Source organism: Cardiobacterium sp. Marseille-Q4385, assembly GCF_916618745.1.
In the GTDB taxonomy this organism is placed as follows: Bacteria; Pseudomonadota; Gammaproteobacteria; order Cardiobacteriales; family Cardiobacteriaceae; genus Cardiobacterium.
Genome location: NZ_OU745373.1, coordinates 1,201,224 through 1,217,965, shown reverse-complemented (window position 1 = coordinate 1,217,965; position 16,742 = coordinate 1,201,224). Strand labels below are relative to the sequence as shown.

General features: G+C 61.3%; 16 protein-coding genes. 10 read left to right on the top strand and 6 right to left on the bottom strand.

The window, feature by feature from the left end; all coding sequences use genetic code 11:
• The first annotated feature begins 17 nt into the window (after positions 1-17).
• Both LG374_RS05910 and gorA read left to right on the top strand, forming a co-directional pair.
• Positions 18-1,184 carry a hypothetical protein gene (locus LG374_RS05910; RefSeq protein ID WP_225756824.1) on the top strand — a complete coding sequence of 389 codons (1,167 nt, stop codon included), beginning with the start codon at positions 18-20 and terminating at the stop codon, positions 1,182-1,184.
• A gap of 74 nt (positions 1,185-1,258) precedes the next feature.
• Positions 1,259-2,608: a glutathione-disulfide reductase gene (gene gorA, locus LG374_RS05905; protein ID WP_225756823.1), complete on the top strand. Its 1,350-nt coding sequence runs from the start codon at positions 1,259-1,261 to the stop codon at positions 2,606-2,608.
• Positions 2,609-2,713: 105 nt separating this feature from the next.
• On the opposite strand, the gene LG374_RS05900 is transcribed toward gorA, so the two are convergent.
• The 3 genes from LG374_RS05900 to LG374_RS05890 are packed head-to-tail and all read right to left on the bottom strand — an operon-like array spanning position 2,714 to position 6,988.
• On the bottom strand, positions 2,714-3,370 hold the full coding sequence (locus LG374_RS05900; RefSeq protein ID WP_225756822.1) for a hypothetical protein: 657 nt from the start codon (positions 3,368-3,370) through the stop codon (positions 2,714-2,716).
• Entirely contained in the window at positions 3,367-4,614 is a 1,248-nt protein-coding gene (locus tag LG374_RS05895) for an NAD(P)/FAD-dependent oxidoreductase (RefSeq protein ID WP_225756821.1), read from the bottom strand. Before LG374_RS05895 ends, LG374_RS05900 begins: the two co-directional genes overlap by 4 nt.
• Positions 4,601-6,988 (bottom strand): MMPL family transporter, encoded by a 2,388-nt coding sequence (locus LG374_RS05890; protein ID WP_225756820.1) that lies wholly within the window; start codon positions 6,986-6,988, stop codon positions 4,601-4,603. Before LG374_RS05890 ends, LG374_RS05895 begins: the two co-directional genes overlap by 14 nt.
• Before the next feature lie 178 nt (positions 6,989-7,166).
• Here LG374_RS05890 and rimO point away from each other — a divergent pair, with 178 nt between their 5' ends.
• Positions 7,167-8,498, top strand: coding sequence for a 30S ribosomal protein S12 methylthiotransferase RimO (rimO, locus tag LG374_RS05885; RefSeq protein WP_225756819.1), 1,332 nt, complete (start codon positions 7,167-7,169; stop codon positions 8,496-8,498).
• A gap of 190 nt (positions 8,499-8,688) precedes the next feature.
• Here the strand turns inward: rimO and LG374_RS05880 are convergent, their stop codons facing one another.
• The gene (locus tag LG374_RS05880) at positions 8,689-9,378 is read right to left on the bottom strand and encodes a hypothetical protein (RefSeq protein ID WP_225756818.1); all 690 of its coding nucleotides are present in this window, start codon (positions 9,376-9,378) and stop codon (positions 8,689-8,691) included.
• A 128-nt stretch (positions 9,379-9,506) separates the two neighbouring features.
• Here LG374_RS05880 and dut point away from each other — a divergent pair, with 128 nt between their 5' ends.
• Positions 9,507-9,965 carry a dUTP diphosphatase gene (dut, locus tag LG374_RS05875; protein ID WP_225756817.1) on the top strand — a complete coding sequence of 153 codons (459 nt, stop codon included), beginning with the start codon at positions 9,507-9,509 and terminating at the stop codon, positions 9,963-9,965.
• A gap of 7 nt (positions 9,966-9,972) precedes the next feature.
• Positions 9,973-10,641 (top strand): response regulator transcription factor, encoded by a 669-nt coding sequence (locus tag LG374_RS05870; RefSeq protein ID WP_225756816.1) that lies wholly within the window; start codon positions 9,973-9,975, stop codon positions 10,639-10,641.
• A 128-nt stretch (positions 10,642-10,769) separates the two neighbouring features.
• On the opposite strand, the gene lpdA is transcribed toward LG374_RS05870, so the two are convergent.
• Together lpdA and trxB are read right to left on the bottom strand one after the other, a co-directional pair.
• Positions 10,770-12,512, bottom strand: coding sequence for a dihydrolipoyl dehydrogenase (gene lpdA / locus LG374_RS05865; RefSeq protein ID WP_225756815.1), 1,743 nt, complete (start codon positions 12,510-12,512; stop codon positions 10,770-10,772).
• 56 nt (positions 12,513-12,568) lie between these two features.
• Positions 12,569-13,519: a thioredoxin-disulfide reductase gene (gene trxB / locus LG374_RS05860; RefSeq protein ID WP_225756814.1), complete on the bottom strand. Its 951-nt coding sequence runs from the start codon at positions 13,517-13,519 to the stop codon at positions 12,569-12,571.
• Positions 13,520-13,664: 145 nt separating this feature from the next.
• On the opposite strand from trxB, the gene ruvX reads away from it, so the two are divergent.
• Genes ruvX through LG374_RS05835 form a run of 5 tightly spaced genes read left to right on the top strand, consistent with a single transcriptional unit; the run spans position 13,665 to position 16,701 of the window.
• Positions 13,665-14,090: a Holliday junction resolvase RuvX gene (gene ruvX / locus LG374_RS05855; RefSeq protein WP_225756813.1), complete on the top strand. Its 426-nt coding sequence runs from the start codon at positions 13,665-13,667 to the stop codon at positions 14,088-14,090.
• 52 nt (positions 14,091-14,142) lie between these two features.
• Positions 14,143-14,520: a PleD family two-component system response regulator gene (locus tag LG374_RS05850; protein ID WP_040389146.1), complete on the top strand. Its 378-nt coding sequence runs from the start codon at positions 14,143-14,145 to the stop codon at positions 14,518-14,520.
• Between the two features lie 12 nt (positions 14,521-14,532).
• Positions 14,533-14,892, top strand: coding sequence for a PleD family two-component system response regulator (locus LG374_RS05845; protein WP_006985532.1), 360 nt, complete (start codon positions 14,533-14,535; stop codon positions 14,890-14,892).
• A complete protein-coding gene (locus LG374_RS05840; protein WP_225756812.1) occupies positions 14,889-15,419 on the top strand; it encodes a chemotaxis protein CheW in 531 nt (176 codons plus the stop codon). The genes LG374_RS05845 and LG374_RS05840 overlap by 4 nt, the downstream gene beginning before the upstream one ends.
• A 13-nt stretch (positions 15,420-15,432) precedes the next feature.
• A complete protein-coding gene (locus LG374_RS05835; RefSeq protein WP_225756811.1) occupies positions 15,433-16,701 on the top strand; it encodes a methyl-accepting chemotaxis protein in 1,269 nt (422 codons plus the stop codon).
• The last annotated feature ends 41 nt before the right edge of the window (positions 16,702-16,742 follow it).

Here is a 16,742-nt window from a genome sequence, read left to right as displayed (position 1 = left end):
CACCCGGATCAATACCCATGCCCACCACCCCTTTCACTCCCACCCTGCACGCCCCGGGCGGCTACGGCTGGGGCGGGCAGTTGCGCCGCCGCCCCGGCGAGCGCGTCATCATCTGCCTGCTCCTCTGGCCGCTGTACCTGATGATCAGCGGGCAATACAGCCTGCGCGTCTGGGCCATCTGGACGCCGTTGTGGGCGCTGGGCAGCGCCCTCTGGCTTTACTTCAGCTGCCGCCAGCGTCCGCCGCTCGTCGTCTGCGACCCCCAGGGGCTGACCCTCTATCACGGCAACCGCATCCGCGCGCAATGGCGCTGGCAGGCACTGGCCGATGTCTTTACCCTCACGAGCGGCGAGCAACTCGTCATCTGCCCGCGCAGTGGTGCAAAACAGCTCTACCGCCATCCGCGCCTCAGTGCCGACGATTACGCCGACATCGCCCGCGTCGCGCAGGACTACCTGCACCAGCGCACCACGCCGCCTGTCAGCATTAGCGGCCAGCGTAACTGGTACAAAGATTGCAGCACCGTGAACTTCGCCAACATTACCCTCCTGCTCTTGCAGACCGCCATCGCCTTCATTCTCTGGCTTTTTTACGACGGCTGGTACTCGCTTGACGCCCAACTGCCGCTGCCCCTGCTCATCGTCTCCAACCTCGCCGGCCTCGCCCTCCTCGCCTACCTGCTGCGCCGCCTCTATCACCACTACCGCTACTACTACGACCCCGCGCCGCGCGTTATGGCGCGTCTCGACGCCCACGGCCTGCACCTCTGCCGCCCCAATGGCCGCTGCGACAGCATGGCCTGGCAGGACATGCGCAGCATCCGCGCCGTGCTGCGGCGGACAAAACACGACCCGCTTACCCATTTCCGCCTCAGCGACCGTTACGGTGACAGCCACCGCTTTTGGGCGGGCTACCTCGCAAACGATGACATCGTGCAGGAAATCGCCACCTGCGCCGATGCCATCCTCCACCGCCAAACCCCGCCGCCGCAGACTAGCGGCCTCACCCCCGCGCCCAGCCGCAGTGGCCGCATCCTGTTCTGGCTCAACTTCCTGCTGCTACCGCTCATCGCCATCACGCCCGCGCTGATGCCGGGCAGAACGACCATCCCGGCACAAATCCTTTTCTTCCTGCTCATCCTGCTCAACTTCTACGGTGAGCGGCTTTTCGCCCGCCGCCCCTGACGAAACGCGCGCATATCCGCCGGGCGGCTGACTTTTTATAATGCCCCTCTTTCAGTCAAGCACACGGAGATTCCATGCAAACCTTCGACCTCATCTGCATTGGCGGCGGTTCCGGCGGCATCGCGACCGCCCGCCGCGCCGCCGAATACGGCGCGAAAGTCGCCGTTATCGAAAGCGCCCGCCTCGGCGGTACCTGCGTCAACGTCGGCTGCGTGCCGAAAAAACTCTTCTGGTACGCCGCGAACACCGCCGAGGCGCTCGCTAACGCACCGCGCTTCTTCGACGGCATCCCGGCGCAGCCCGCTTTCCGCTGGGATGCCTTCAAAGAAGCCCGCGACGCCTACATCGCCCGCCTGAACGACATCTATGCCACTAACCTCGACAAAAGCGGCGTCACCCTTATCCATGGCGCGGCGCGCTTTGTGTCCGCCGATACCGTGTGCGTCGGCGACGATACCTATCGTGGCAAGCACATCGTTATCGCGACCGGCGGCTATCCGGAAATCCCCACGCACATCGCAGGGGCCGCACTCGGCAGCACTTCGGACGACTTCTTCGCCTTGGAACGCCAGCCCAAGCGTGCCGTCATCGTCGGCGGCGGTTACATCGCCTGCGAAATTGCGGGCGTCTTGCAGGCGCTGGGTACGCAATGCCATATCGTCATCCGTGGCGAACGCCTGTTGCGCGCCCACGATGCCGACATCGCCGAGACACTGGCGGATGCCATGCGCACGCAAGGCATCACCATCCACCGGGGCACGCAGGTGCGGCAGGTGGAAAAAAGCGGCGCCGATTACAGCATCACCCTCGATGACGGCAGCACCCTCACCGCCGACTTCCTCCTCTGGGCGATGGGGCGGCGCGCCAACACCGCTGCGCTCAACCTTGCCGCTGCCGGCGTTACCACGCGCGACAACGGGCAAATCCCGGTCGATGCCTTCCAGAACACCAACGTGCCCGGTATCTATGCCATCGGCGACATCACCGGTGCCGCCGAGCTGACCCCGGTCGCCATCGCCGCCGGCCGCCGCCTCGCTGCCCGCCTCTTCAAAGGCGACGCGGATGCCCGTCTGGATTACGAAAACATCCCGACCGTGATGTTTACCCACCCGCCTATCGGCGTCGTCGGCCAGGATGAAGCGGCGGCACGCGCGGAATATGGCGCGGATAACGTCAAAACCTACCGCGCCGCCTACAACCCGATGGCGCGCGCCTTTGCCGCCCATGCGGCGAAAACGCTGATGAAACTGGTCTGCGTGGGCGAAGATGAACGCGTCGTCGGCATCCAGATGATCGGCGACGGCGTCGATGAAATGCTGCAAGGCTTCGCGGTGGCGGTGAACATGGGCGCGCGCAAACGCGACCTCGATAATACCGTCGCCATCCATCCGACCAGCAGCGAAGAACTGGTCACGCTGCGCTGAATGCCATTTCTCTGCCGCACACGAAAACACCCCGCTCAAGCGGGGTGTTTTTTGGTGGGATGCCGTATCGCGCGTAGGGTGGGCCTTGGCCCACCGCTCGGCGAGCTATAAGGGTTCACCCAATTGGCCCAGAACGGCATCCATCGCGGCGAAATGCGCCGCGTCCGAAGAAGCGTATTTGAGCTGGGTGTCGGCTTCGTTGGCATTGAGCAGGACGATGCTGTCGCTGTCGTGGTTGCCGTAGATGGCGATGCCGCACAGCCAATGGGCGAAGCCAAAGGGTTTGCGGCGGAAATGTCGTTCCAGTGTCGCCCGGGCGGTGCCATCCAGCTGGTAGAAGCCGTCATCGCCGCCGTAAGGCAGGGCGAACATCGCTTGCAGGTGCGCCATCGCCAGCAGGAAGGCGCTGGTTGTTGCGCTTTCCTGCTGCCAGTGCTGGCGGTCTTCGCTGACCCACACCGGCGGATCGGGGAGGTGCAGGTCGGCATGGCGGATGCCCCACACGCAGCAGCCTTGGTTCTCGTTATAGAACACGAGATGGCCGGGGGCCTGCTGCCGGGCGGCATTGTCCGGGGTGAGCAGGTCGTCCTGGGTGTGGTTCAGTTCGCGGTGCTTGCCCAGCGTGCGGTAGTAGTGGGCGAGGACGGCAGGCAGGGCACCGTAGAGCGCGTGCAGCGGCGCGAGTTCGGCGGTGCTGTAGCCGTAGTCGCCGTCATCCAGGGCGTAGAGACGGCGGATGAGCGGGCAGGGGTCGGGGGTCATACCCGTCCACGCACGGTTTCAGCCAGGGCGGCGAGGCGGCGCGCGGGTTTTGCGACGTAGGGGTTGGTCGTATCCCAGGCATAGCCGGCGAGGATGGCGCAGATCATGGCGCGGATGTCAGGGTTATCGTCGCTGGCGTAGATGACATCCTGGAAGCTGCCGTCGTACCAGCCGAGGACGTAGGTTTTGAACGCTTCCACGCCGATGGTGAGTTTGGCGGCGTAATCCTGGGCCCAGTCCACCGCCTCATTGCGCAAGGTGCGGGTAACGGCCTGGGCGGCGAGTTGCGCCGACACGAGCGCCACGGTGACGCCGGAGGAAAAGACGGGATCCAGAAATTCGCTGGCGTTCCCCAGCAGGGCGTAGTGGTCGCCGTAGAGGGTGCTGACGTTGGCCGAATAGCCGCGAATGCTGCGTATCGGCATGCCGTTATCCCAGTTGGCGTCTTTCAGGAAGCGGGTGAGCAACGGTACATCGGCAGCGGCCGTTTTGAGGATGCTTTCATTATCAGCGCCAAGCGCGGCAAGACGCGCCGGTTCGCCGACCACGCCGATGGAGGCGGTGCCGTCGGCGAAGGGGATGAGCCACAGCCACACGTCCCGCAGTTGGGTCGGGGTGGAAATGAGGATTTTGTTGCGGTCGTAGGCGGGGTCTGTGATGTGGTCTTTGATGTGGGTAAAGACGGCCATACGTTCCGGCAGCACGGACGGGCGTTCGAGGTCAAGGAGGCGCGGCAGGACGCGGCCATAACCGCTGGCATCGAGCACGAAGTGGGCGTGCACGGTGTAGCGGTTGCCGTCTTCTGCCTGCACGGTAACTTCCGCGCCGTCGCCGGTGTCGTGGTAGGCGGTGACTTCGTGGCCGAAGCGGATTTCTGCGCCCTGTTTGCCGGCTTCTTCAAGCAGCACCTGGTCGAAATCGGCGCGTTTGACCTGGTAGGTGACGCCGGGGCCGGCGGTGTATTTCTGGGTGAAGTCGAAGGCGGTGTAGCGCTCGCCCCAGGTGAAGGCGGCGCCGTTTTTCATCTGGAAGGCGCGGTTGGCAGCGGCGCGCTGTACGGCGGCGGTCATCTTTGCCTCACTCAGCACTTCCATGCAGGCGGGCAGCAGGCTTTCGCCGATGACGAAGCGCGGGAAGTGGCTTTTTTCGAGGATGAGGACGTTGAAGTTTTGCTGGCGCAGCAGGGCGGCAGCGACGGCGCCGGAGGGGCCGCCGCCGATGATGAGGATGTCACGGGTTTCCATGGGGTTCCTTGGTGGTGGGTGGGAAGAGCCAGGTGGCGAAGGTCAGCGAGAGGGCGATGCCGATGGCGACCGTGGCGCCGAAGGCGGCAACCGCCGGGGTTGCGGACAGGGCAAGAATACCGAAGCTGGTTATAGTGGTCAAAGCGGCGAGCAGCATGCCGCGATAGCGTATGGCGGCAGGCGCGCCGCCGCTTTTGGCGTACACGGCGTAGTCCACGCCGATGGCGCTGATGAGCAGCAGGCCGAAGGCGGCGAAAAGGCTGATGGGGATGGCAAGCGCGCGCAACAGGGCGACGGTGGCGATGGCAGCGGCAAGCGGCACGGCGAGGATGCTCAGGCTGTCGCGGCGGTTAAAGCCGGCTGCGCGCAAAATGCCCCAGGCGACAAGGTAGGAGGCGAGTTTCAGCCATAGCGCCTCGCTGCGCGTCGCGCCGAACAGGGTATTCAGGCGGGCGCGGCGGTCGTGGTAGCGGATGGCGTCGCCGTCGGCCAGGGTGGCGAGGGCGGCGCTGTCGCGCACGCCGTAGAGGGTGATGCGGGTATAAACGGGGCAGTCGTCGGTCGTCATCGGTTGTCGTTGTACGCCGTCGTCATCGGGTGAACGGTGGGCCAAGGCCCACCCTACGTCGCTTGGGCCTGCATCGCTTGGCGCGGGCGGTGCACAGGGCCGCCCCAGGTAATGCCCCTGCCAGCGTGCGGCGATCGGGTTGTCGAGCTGTGCGGCGATGCCTTGCGGGGCGGAGGGGCGGGCGCGTTGCAGCGCGTCGCGGATATTGTCGGCGGGGATGCCGAGGTCGGTCAGCGCCTGCCACGCCGCCGGTTTGGCGGCGAGGTCGTACAAATCGTCAAGGGTCGCCGCCTGTACGTCCTTCGTCCACACCCACTGGCTGATGGCGCTGTAATCCTGCACTGCACCTGCCGCTTTGGCGGCATCAAGCCGCGCCGCCAGCGCCGCATCAAGACGCAGTAGCGCGTCTTCGTCCGTCGCGTACAGCAGGTATTGCTGCGCGGCAGGTTCGACCCCGCTGATACGCGCCACCTCCGCCGCCTGTTGCAACCATTGCGGCGGCAGGGCGACCCACTGGCGGATATCGTCCTGCCAGTCGCTGTGCCACAGGCCAACGGCCAGCAAGGCGATGGCAGGGATAAGCAGCACCCGGCGGCGCAGGGCGCGGCTGCCGCGCAGCAAGATGCCGGCGAGGCGGCCAAAGGCGGGGTTCGCGCGCGGGCGGAAGCGGCGGAAAAGCGGCGGCAGCGTCCACAGCGTCGTCAGCCAGGCGATCGGCAGGGCGGCGAGGGCGAACACCGCGCTTTGCCGCAGGATGGGCAAGGGCGTTGCCAGCAAAAAGGCGTAACCGGCCAGCGTTATCAGCAGGCTGATCAGGAACGGACGGCGCAGCGCGGCAAGGGCGCCCTCCGCCTGCCAGTCCGGCGCGGTACTTTTGCCGAGCCAGTGCAGTGGGAAATCAAGGAGAAGGCCGATGAGGCTGCTGCCGATAACCAGCGTCAGCAGATGCACGCTGCCGCATAGCGCGACCACGGCAGCGAGGCCGCAGACAAGGCCGCAGGCGAGCGGCAGGGCGATGAGCAGCACGCGCGCGCGGCGGAAGACGACGCCGGCGAGGAGCAGGGTCAGCGTCGCGCCGAGGGCGGACATCCAGCGCCCTTCCGCTTCGCCCGCCTGCCGGCTGCTGGCGGCAAACACCGCCGTGCCGGCTACATGCAGGATGGCACCCTGCGCGGCGGCTTGTGCCGCGCTGTGCTCAATCAGCGGGATGAGGCGCGCCTCGCCGAGAATATTTGGTGCGTCAGCGAGGGTGGCGCGGATGAGCAACCAGCGTCTGCCGTCTGCCTCGCGCACGAGATAGCCCGCGCCATCGGCCTGCCAGTGCGCGGCGAGCGGTGCGGGCAGGAAGCGGCTGAAACCTAGCCAGTCCTCCTGCGGCGGCAGCATGGCGACGGCGAACGGGTTGGCCAGATCGGCGGCGCGGGCGGCGAAATACGCGGCAGGGTCGTTGTGCAACTGTTGCCGCGCGGCGGGCGGCAGGGCGAGGAAGCCGCGCTGGAAAAAAGCCGCGCGCAGTTCGTCCAGTGGCGGCGTGCGCGCAATGGCGATATCAGCAACGAGACCGCTGGCCTGCCAGTCGCGGACGACGGCCTGCGCGGCGGGCAGCGGTACGTCGGCACCGACGAGCAGCAGCAACTGCCGCCCCTGCGCCATCTCTGCCGCCTGCAACAAAGCCTGCTCCCGCGCGGGCAGGGCGGCATCAGGCGGCAACAGCGCGTCCATGTCGCTGGCGGCGAAAGGCGCGCGCATCAAGAGGAACAGCGCGGCGAGAAGGCTGAGGATGAGGGGGAAAAGGGCGCGGGGCATAATCGGATTACTTGCGTGATTGGGCGGTGGTGAGGCCGGATTTTATCCCGCCTAGCGGATGGCCAGGGCAAACATTCGTGTCGCCAAGCCCCTTGCTACCGGGAGCGCTTTCCTTTTGTAGGGGATTCGCGGCGAAACCGCTACAATCGCCGCCCTTTTTTACAACGACACCATCATCATGAACCAGGCCCCACACCAACCCACCATCGGCTTCGTCAGCCTCGGCTGCCCGAAAGCGCTGGTCGATTCCGAACGCATCCTCACGCAAATCAGCGCCGATGGCTACGCCATTACCAAAAACTACGACGACGCCGACCTCGTCATCGTCAACACCTGCGGCTTCATCAACGAAGCCGTGGCCGAATCGCTCGCGACCATCGGTGAGGCTATCCGCGAAAACGGCAAAGTGATCGTCACCGGCTGCCTCGGCGTGCAGCCGGAAAAAATCCGCGCCGTGCATCCCTCCGTGCTCGCCATCACCGGGCCGCAGGCCTACGAATCGGTGATGAGCGCGGTGCACGAACACCTGCCCAAGCCGCCCTACAACCCGCACCTCGACCTCATTCCCTCCTCCGGCCTCAAACTCACCCCGCGCCACTATGCCTACCTGAAAATCGCCGAAGGCTGCGACCACAAATGCACCTTCTGCATCATCCCCGACCTGCGCGGCCGCCTGCAAAGCCGCCCCATCGGGCAAGTCATGCGCGAAGCGGCGAACCTCGTGAAAAACGGCGTGAAAGAACTGCTCATCGTCGCCCAGGACACCGCCGCCTACGGCGCAGACAGCCGGCACCAAATGGACAACTGGAATGGCGCGATGCTGCCGACCCGCCTCTACGAACTGGCGCAGGAACTGGGCCAGCTCGATGCCTGGGTGCGCCTGCACTACGTCTATCCCTATCCGGACGTGGACGCGCTCATCCCGCTCATGGCCGATGGCCGCATCCTGCCCTACCTCGACATCCCCTTCCAGCATGCCAGCCCCGCCATCCTCAAAGCGATGCGCCGCCCCGGCAACAGCGAACGCGTCCTCGAACGCATCCGCCGCTGGCGCGAGATTTGCCCCGATCTCGCCATCCGCAGCACCTTCATCGTCGGCTTCCCCGGCGAGAGCGAAGCGGATTTCGAAGAATTGCTTGATTTCATTGAAGCTGCCGACATCAACCGCGCCGGCTGCTTCGCCTACTCACCGGTGGACGGTGCGGCGGCGAACGCCCTGCCCGGCGCGGTGCCGGAAGCCGTCAAACAAGAACGCCGGCAGCGCTTCATGGAAAAACAGGCGGAAATCAGCGCGCGTTTGCTCGCGGAAAAAGTCGGCGACGTGCTGCCGGTCATCATCGACAGCGTGGATGCGGGCAGCGACAGCGCCATTGGCCGCACGCCCTACGATGCGCCGGAAATCGACGGCGTGGTACACATCAGCGGCGTCAGCGGCATAAAAGCGGGCGACATCGTCCATGTGAACATTGACGACAGCGACGACCACGACCTTTTCGGCAGCGTGTATTAAGCTTTTTCGGTCATAAAAACCCGCTGCGGCGGGTTTCATGCCGCCATGCCCCGGCTACCCTTGCCGCCATCCACTTCGCGCGCCCGCGTAAGTAGCGGCAAGCCCAGGTTTTATCCCGCTTGAGCGGCAACACCTTGCCCTCGCGCACAAAAAAACGGGACGCCGCAGCGCCCCGTTTCGCCGCTAACCCTCAAAACTTCGGCGGGTTGTCCTTGCGTTCCTGCTCCTTGATGGCGTTTTCATAGCGCGGATCATCCAGGCGCAAATTGATAAAAAACGTTGATTTGACGAGTGACAGCTTCGGGTCGCTGTCAATACCGCAATCATCGCCACACCAGATATAGAAAACCGTCCCGCTGCCTTCATTCCCGGTCATTCTCACCGGTTCCCCATATTTCTCCTCGGCAGCTTTGAACATCTCGGAGCCATCTTCTTTGGCACCTCTTTCCTTTTGATAATCAACTGACGAGACCACCCGCTTTTCCGGCTGCCCATGCAGATAATCCGGCCGGAAACGCACTGTCATTTTGTTTCCTGCACCGTGACCATGCTTGACACTGAAATACGCAGGAATTTTTTCGCCCGTTTTTTCATCTTTATCCGGGTATGGTTCGGGCTCGATGTCCTTATCCGTCAACTGCATTTTTTCCTTCACCGCTGCTGTGGCTTCATCCCAGCTCATGCCCAGGCGGACACCGGCAATATCCAGTTGATACACATCCACAATCTTCTGACTGCTGGCTGCTGGCGTACTCTCTTGCGTGGAAGCGACAGAGGAGGCAGCAGCGTTTTCCGCTTGTGCCTTGCCATCATCACTTTTACTGTCGCAAGCGGATAGCGCGGCGGCCAAAAATAGGGTGGTGCATAAAGTACGTTTCATCATGAATTCCTTAAAAAAATGGATTACAGCGGCAGAACCGCCGCGCCGCAGATTACGGATTCGCGCACGCAAAAACAAGCTGCGAACCGCTAAGATAGCCGCCCTCCCCTACAGAACAAGGAACCCTCATGCACAGCCTCGACCTGAAAATCCTCGACCCCCGCCTCGGCGATACCATCCCGCTGCCCGCCTACGCCACCGCCGGCAGCGCGGCGATGGACCTGCGCGCCGTTTTTGACACCGACACTTACACCCTGGACGCAGGCGCAGGCGCGCTTATCGGCACAGGACTTGCCATCCACATCGCCGACCCCGGCTACTGCGCCCTCATCCTGCCGCGCTCAGGATTGGGGCACAAACACGGCATCGTCCTTGGCAACCTCGTCGGCCTCATCGACAGCGACTATCAGGGCGAGCTGAAAATCCCGCTCTGGAACCGCAGCCGCAGTGCCTACACCATCACCCTCGGCGAGCGCATCGCGCAAATGCTCATCCAGCCGGTCGTCCGCCCGGCGCTCAACCCCGTCAGCGACTTTGCCGCCAGCGCGCGCGGCACCGGCGGCTTTGGCCATACCGGCAGCCACTGAGGCCGCGATGCGCATCCTGCTTGCCGAAGACGACCGCATGATTGGCGAAGCCGTCGTCGCCGGCCTCAAAGACGCCGCCTATGCCGTGGACTGGGTCAGGGATGGTGCGATGGCGACCCGCGCCGCCGCCAGCGAGACTTACGACTGCATCCTGCTTGACCTCGGTTTGCCGAAGAAAGACGGGTTGGACGTGCTTGCCGACATCCGCCGCGACAGCGCCGCGCCCATCCTCATCCTCACCGCCCGCGATGACCTCGACAGCCGCCTGCGCGGTCTCGACGGCGGCGCGGATGACTACCTCATCAAACCCTTCGACATGGCGGAACTGCTGGCGCGGATGCGCGCCGTGCTGCGCCGCCGCAGCGGCAGTGCTGACAGCCTGCTGGATAACGGCGTCCTCAGCCTGAACCCCGCCACCCGCGAAGTGCGCCGCCTGGATGGCGACACCGCCACCATCCTCACCGCACGCGAATACACCATCCTGCATGCGCTGATGCAGCGCCCCGGTCATATCCTCTCGCGCGGCGATCTCGAAGACAAAACCTACGGCTGGGGCGAGGAAGTGGAAAGCAACGCCATCGACTACCTCATCCACAGCCTGCGTAAAAAACTCGGCTCGGACAGCATCAAAAACGTGCGCGGTGTCGGCTGGTGCGTCGCCAAGCGTGGCGAGTGAAAACGCGGGATTACTCCGCTTGGCGGCCATTCGCAAACCCAGGGTTTATCCCGCTTGGCAGGCTCAGTAATGATGCCGCTTGACCACAAAAAAGCCCCCAGATGGGGGCTTTTTGTTATGCCACGGCGTTATTTTTTCTGCGGCGGCAGGTCGGTGCAGGTGCCTTCGGCCACTTCGGCAGCCATGCCGATGCTTTCGCCGAGGGTCGGGTGCGGGTGGATGGTCAGTGCGATGTCGGTAACGGTGGCATCCATTTCGATGGCTAGTGCCAGTTCGGAGATCATGTCGCCTGCACTTGGGCCAACGAGGGCGCCGCCAACGACGCGGTCGGTGTTTTTGTCGATGATGAGCTTGGTGAAGCCGTAGTCACAGCCGTTAGCCAGGGCGCGGCCGGAGGCAGCCCAGGGGAAGACGGCTTTGCGCACGTCGAGGTTCTGCGCAGCGGCTTGCAGTTCGGTCACACCGACCCAGGCGACTTCCGGCGAGGTGTAGGCCACGCTGGGGATGACGCGGGCGTCGAAGAAGCTGTTGGCATCGCCGGCGGCGACTTGCGCGGCGACGTGGGCTTCGTGCACGCCTTTGTGCGCCAGCATCGGCTGACCGACGATGTCGCCGACAGCGAAGATATGCGGCTGGGTGGTGCGCATTTGCTTGTCCACTTTGATGAAGCCGCGCTCGTTGACGTACACACCGGCTGCGTCCAGGTTGAGCTGGTGACCGTTCGGGGTGCGGCCGACGGCGACGAGGACGCGGTCGTACACTTGCGGCTCGGTCGGTGCCTGGGTGCCTTCAAAGGTGACGTGGATGCCGTCTTTCTCAGCGGTAGCCGCGACGGTCTTGGTGCTGGTCATGATGTTGTTGAAGCGGTGGTTATTGCGTTTTTCCCAGACTTTAACGAGGTCTTTGTCGGCACCTGCCATCAGGGTGTCAGCCATTTCAACGATGTCCACTTGGGTGCCGAGGGTGGCGTACACGGTCGCCATTTCCAGGCCGATGATGCCGCCGCCGACGATGAGGAGGCGCTTCGGCACGTCTTGCAGGGCAAGGGCGCCGGTGGAGTCGATGATGCGGTCATCCTGCGGCATGAAGGGCAGTTTGACGCTGCGTGAACCGGCGGCGATGATGCATTGTTTGAAGGGGATGGTTTGCGTCGCGCCTTTGTCGTCAGTGACGGTAACTTCGTGGCTGGTAGCAAATTTGGCGGTGCCGTGCACGACGTTGACTTTGCGCATTTTTGCCATGCCGGCGAGGCCGCCGGTAAGTTTGTTGATGACGCTCTCTTTGTGTTTGCGCAGGCTGTCAACGTTGATTTTCGGCGCTTCGAAGGTAATGCCGCTGCCGGCGACGCTATGCGCTTCTTCGACGACTTCGCAGACGTGCAGCAGCGCTTTGGACGGGATACAGCCGACGTTGAGGCAGACGCCGCCCAGGGTTTGGTAGCGCTCGATAAGGGTGACTTTCATGCCGAGGTCGGCGGCGCGGAAGGCGGCGGAGTAACCGGCCGGGCCGGCACCGATGACGAGCATATCCACAGCGCCTTCGGGGCCGCTGGCGGCAGCTGCGGGGGCTGCGGCAGGTGCAGCGGCGGGTTTGTCGGCAGCAGGAGCTGCGGCTGCGGCAGGGGCGGCAGCACCGCCGATGTCGAGGGTGCCGATGGTGTCGCCGGCGGAGACTTTGTCGCCTACTTTGACGGTCAGGGTGGCAATGACACCGTCTGCCGGGGCAGGCACGTCCATGGAGGCTTTATCGGTTTCGAGGGTGATAAGAGAGTCTTCTTTTTTCACGCTGTCCCCGGCTTTGACCAGGATTTCGATGATGTCAACGTTGGTGAAGTCCCCAAGGTCGGGGACGATGATGGGTTGGGTTGCCATGATGTGTTACCTCACTGTTAACTGAAATGAAACAAATGTATCAGCGGCTGATTTTATCACTGTCCTAAGGCTTTTTGCGCCAGGAAACGCTCGGCATCCAGCGCCGCCATGCAGCCGCTTGCCGCCGAGGTGATGGCCTGACGGTAGGTCTGGTCGGTGACGTCGCCGGCGGCGAAGACACCGGGGATGGAGGTTTGGGTAGCGTTGCCGTGGTTGCCGCTCTGGATAGTGATGTAGCCGTTATCGAGGTCGAGTTGGCCGGTGAAGAGGGCAGTGTTCGGGCTGTGGCCGATGGCGATGAAGATGCCGTCCACGTCGAGGGTTTCGTCCCTGCCGTCTTTATAGTGAATGCTCGCGCCATTCACGCCTGCTGCGTCGCCGTGGACTTCTTTCAGTTCGGCGTTGAGCTTCAGGGTGATTTTGCCGGCGGCGACTTTGTCGTGCAGTTGGTCAAGCATGATTTTTTCGGCACGGAAGGCGTCGCGGCGGTGGATGAGGGTAACGTGCGCGGCGAGGTTGGCGAGGTAAAGCGCTTCTTCCACGGCGGTGTTGCCGCCGCCGACCACGGCCACCGCTTTGTTGCGGTAGAAGAATCCGTCGCAGGTGGCGCAGGCGGAAACACCCCGGCCTTTGTAAGCCTGTTCGGAAGGCAGGCCGAGATATTTGGCGCTCGCCCCGGTCGCGATGATGACGGCTTCAGCGGCGTAGGTGTCATTGCGGGTGGTCACGGTAAAGGGGTAGGTGGTGAAATCAACGGCGGTGACAATGTCGCGCACGATAGTGGTCTGGAAGCGTTCGGCGTGCGCCAGCATGTTTTGCATCAGTTGCGGGCCCTGGATACCTTGCGCCGCTCCGGGCCAGTTGTCCACTTCGGTGGTGGTCATCAGTTGTCCGCCCTGTTCGAGGCCGGCGATGAGAATAGGGTTCAGACCGGCACGGGCAGCATACACGGCAGCGGTGTATCCGGCCGGGCCGGAACCGATGATGAGGACTTTGGCTGGGATCATGGGAATTCCTTAAATATGGGGGAAATGTGGATATGGGGATGGGGCCGTTTTTTTCCATTCATGGATAAAAAATGGCATAAACATTACGCTTGCATTTCACAAAGTTAATGTGCATCATGCCTTGCGAGGCTTTATGGGAGGTGGTGTGGCTGCTAAATGGATTCTCGCGCTGGATGTCGGACAGCGTAAAACCGGCGTGGCCGTCGGGCAAACTTTGACCGCGACAGCGCGACCGCTCGCGGTCATCCGTCATCCTGCAGCGACGCTGGAAGCGGCGCAGTTTGCCGCGTGGGTTGCGGAATGGTCGGTCTCTGCCATCGTGATCGGCTGGCCGCAATTGCGCGATGGCAAGGAGCATCCGCTGGCACCCGCCATCCGTCGTCTGGCCGATAAATGCCGCGAGGCGTTTGCCCTGCCGGTGTATTTTTCAGATGAATATCTGAGTTCGCACGAAGCGCGGGTACGTCTGCCGGCCGCCAAAGAGGTCGATGCCATGGCCGCCGTGGTTATTGCAGAGGACTGGCTGGCTGCAGAAGAACGGGGGGATAGCATGGGGTCGTCGCAATTTTGATGACAATCCGTTATTCTATGTCCGATGTATTAGCGAAAATTAAGGAGTTCGCGTGTCTGATAATAAATCCGTGAAAGTGCTCGTGGTGGACGATAGTGGCACGATCCGGAAAACCGCCGAAGCCATTCTTAGCCGGGAAGGCTACACCGTAGCTACTGCCGAAGACGGTTTCAGCGCCTTGTCCAAAGTCATGTCGTTCAAGCCGGATCTGATTTTTCTCGACATCATGATGCCGCGTCTGGACGGCTATCAGGTCTGTTCCGTGATTAAAAGCAATGCTGCATTTGCAAAAACGCCGGTGCTGATGCTGTCCAGTAAAGACAGTATCTTCGACAAGGCGCGCGGACGCATTGCCGGTTCGGAATTTTTTATGACCAAGCCTTTTTCGCGTGATGAATTGCTGAACGCAATCCGTACGCACGTTAAATAAAGGAATTCCCCGATGGCTACGATTCTGATTGTGGATGATTCGCCGACCGAAGCAGAAGTCGTGCGGGTCATGCTGGAAAGCGAAGGTTACAGCGTGCTGTGGGCCGATACTGCCGACAAAGGCATCAAAATGGCGGAAGAGAAACGCCCCGAATTGATTCTGATGGATGTGGTAATGCCCGGCATGAGCGGATTCCAGGCGACGCGTAAATTGATGCGTAACCCGGAAACCCGTGAAATCCCCGTCATTATGCTGACCACCAAAGATCAGGAAAGTGATCGTGCCTGGGGGCTTCGTAACGGAGCGCGCGAATATTTTGTTAAACCGCCGGAAAAAGAAGCATTGCTGGCACAAATCCGGTCATTGATATGAGCAGTGAAAACGTCAAAGGCACGGAAACCACACCATTCACTATCCTCTGCGACTATGTGGAAAAAGCCGAAGCCCGCAAACAGATCGTCGATAAATATCACGATATCGGCGAAAGCTATTTGGCTTTTACCGCCGGCGATAAGAATTATCTGCTGGATATGAAAATGGTGCAGGAAGTATCCACCACTATTCAGGATATTACGCCATTACCTTTCACACCGAGTTGGTTGTTGGGACTGGCCGGTATTCGTGGGGAAGTTTTTTCCGTGGTGGAATTCAAACGTTTTGTGGATCCTGCAGTGAAAAATACCAAAGGCAGAAGCGGATTTATCGTGCTGCACAATGAAGGGCAGGGCTATATTCTGAAAGTGGATGCCATTCAGGGTATTCGTTCCTGTGAAGTCTCTTCTTATCAATCCTCGCGCAATTGGCTGGATGGACAGGCCGCTATGGATGGACGTCAATGGTTGCGTATCGACTTGAAGAATCTGGTGACAGATGCTTCATTCATTCAAAATGTACAATAATATCGGGTGATTTATGTTGAATTCACGAAATAGAATAACTGCCGCTGAAGGCAATAGCGGCAACACTTTTCGTATTGCTGCACTGGCTTGTTCGGGTATCGCTGCTGCATTGGCGCTCTTTTGTCTCTTTCAAATCTATCTGGGTGACGGCGGCATGTTGGGCACTATTCTGCCCGCCATGATTGTATGCGCCGCCCTTGCAGGTTTCCTTTGGTACAAATTTGTTGATGCGCAATATTCCAAAATCCAGCACGTTTCTACTGAAGCGGAATTTCGTGCCAAGCGGGATCAGGATGCCATTTTGCGTCTGATGGACGAACTGGCGGAATTTTCCAATGGCGATTTGACCGTTGAAGCACAGGTGACGGAAGACTTTACCGGCGCTATTGCAGATTCCGTTAACTACGCGATTGAATCTATGCGCGAATTGGTCGGTACCATTAACCGTACTTCCACCCAAGTATCCAATGCCTCTAACAGTACACGCCTCATTGCCGAACAAATGCAAAGTTCGTCCACCGAGCAGGCGCAAAAAATTCATACCATCACCAAAATTATCGGCGACATGGTGCGCTCACTTGACCGCGTCGCCACCAGTACCAGTGATTCGGCAGAAATTGCCCACAATTCCGTGCGCATCGCGCGTGAAGGTGCGCAACAGGTGCGTAATACCATCAACGGTATGAACAACATTCGTGGCAACATTCAGGAAACCCGCACGCTGATCAAGCGCTTGGGCGAAAGCTCACAGGAAATCGGCAATATCGTCGAAATCATCAAGAGTATTGCCGATCAGACCAACATCCTCGCGCTCAACGCTGCCATCCAGGCCAACTCGGCCGGGGAGGCGGGGCGCGGTTTTGCGGTTGTTGCCGACGAAGTACAACGCCTGGCAGAGCGTTCGTCCAATGCGACGAAGCGAATTGAGGGTCTGGTCAAGACCATTCAGAATGATACCAATGCGGCGGTAGCTTCCATGGAACGTTCGACCAAAGAAGTGGTGGAAGGCGCGAATATTGCTGAAGAAGCCGGCACCGCACTCAGCAAGATCGAAGACGTTTCCACCTCTTTGGCTTCGCTTATCGAAAAAGTGTCTGATTCGACGCGCAAAGTGTCCACCATGGCGGAAGGTATCGCCAGCGATATGGCGCAAATCAACCAGATGGCAGTAACAACGACGGAAAACGTAGTCAAGACATCCGATTCCATCGAGAACCTCAGTTTGCTTTCCCAAGAACTGAAAAATTCCGTTTCCGGCTTCAAACTGCCGGTCGGCTATTAACAATAACTTAACGATAATGGTTTGGGTTTTGTGCCATTAAC